We start from the raw sequence: 1383 nt of genomic DNA on the forward strand, positions 1-1383 counted from the left end.
ATTGATATTAAGGTTGTAGGGGCGATCCCATTCTGGTAAAATCAACTACACAGTTAGTATTCATACTTAGCTCAAAAATTGTTTGGGTATACCCCAGTCAGCGGTCAACAGACTGCTGTATGCTGGTTTGTGCTCGATCCTTGGGGTCGCAAAGCTGCACTCCAGCTCCAAGGTTGCAACTGCGGGCCCCAATCAAAGTGGAATATGAACTTGAGTTGTAAACAGTGCTTTTTGTTAGAGGGAAATTATGACCATTAAGCCGGATCGCGTGGTTTTAATTGGTGTCGCCGGAGATTCTGGATGCGGGAAATCTACATTTTTGCGCCGACTGACGGATTTGTTCGGGGAAGACTTCGTGACGGTGATCTGTCTGGATGACTATCACAGCCTAGATCGCAAGCAGCGCAAGGAAACGGGGATTACTGCTCTTGACCCCAGAGCAAACAATTTTGACCTGATGGCTGAGCAAATGAAGGCGCTCAAAAATGGTCAGGCGATTAATAAGCCGATTTACAACCACGAAACCGGCGCTATCGATCCCCCTGAGATCGTTGAGCCGAATCATGTGATCGTGATTGAGGGGCTTCACCCTCTGTACGATGAGCGGGTGCGATCGCTCCTTGATTTCAGCGTCTACCTCGACATCAGTGATGAGGTGAAAATTGCCTGGAAAATTCAGCGGGATATGTCGGAACGCGGTCACACTTATGAAGATGTGCTGTTTGCGATTAATGCTCGTAAGCCAGATTTTCAGGCCTATATTGACCCACAAAAGCAATATGCAGATGTGGTAGTTCAGGTCTTGCCAACTAATCTTATTAAAGATGATAAGGAGCGCAAGATTCTGCGGGTGCAGATGATCCAGCGCGAAGGCATTCCGAATTTTGAATCTGCCTATTTGTTTGATGAGGGCTCAACTATTCACTGGACTCCTTGCGGTCGCAAGCTGACTTGTTCTTATCCTGGGATTAAGATGTACTATGGGCCTGATGCCTATTACGGTCACGAAGTCTCAATTTTGGAAGTAGATGGTCAGTTTGAGAATTTGGAAGAAGTGATTTACATCGAAAAGCATTTGAGCAAGACTTCTACAAAGTATGAAGGCGAGTTGACTCACTTGTTGCTTCAACACCGCGAATATCCAGGTTCTAATAATGGAACTGGGTTATTTCAGGTGTTGGTAGGTTTGAAGATGCGAGCAACTTATGAAAGGTTGACTGCGAAGGAAGCTAAAGTTGCTGTTACCGTTTGAAGGTAAGAAATGAGAGATTGTAGGGGGCGCGATCGCGCCTCTTTTTTTGGGAGAATTAACCGCAGGGATAAGTTAGGGACTAGGGGCTAGGGGCTAGGGGCTAGGGAAAGAAGGAAAAGAAGGGATAAATT

The 1383-nt window shown here is 46.1% G+C and carries 1 protein-coding gene; it reads left to right on the forward strand.

Translation table 11 applies throughout. From position 1 onward, the window contains the following. Positions 1-247 precede the first annotated feature (247 nt). On the forward strand, positions 248-1252 hold the full coding sequence (locus tag OSCI_RS02985; protein WP_007353376.1) for a phosphoribulokinase: 1005 nt from the start codon (positions 248-250) through the stop codon (positions 1250-1252). Positions 1253-1383: the final 131 nt, after the last annotated feature.

Source organism: Kamptonema sp. PCC 6506 (genome assembly GCF_000180455.1).
Lineage (GTDB): Bacteria > Cyanobacteriota > Cyanobacteriia > Cyanobacteriales > Microcoleaceae > Kamptonema > Kamptonema formosum.

What these genes read in the sequence shown, in the direction of transcription:
- OSCI_RS02985 (WP_007353376.1), top strand. Translation starts at nt 248, where the DNA reads ATGACCATTAAGCCGGATCGCGTGGTTTTAATTGGTGTCGCCGGAGAT.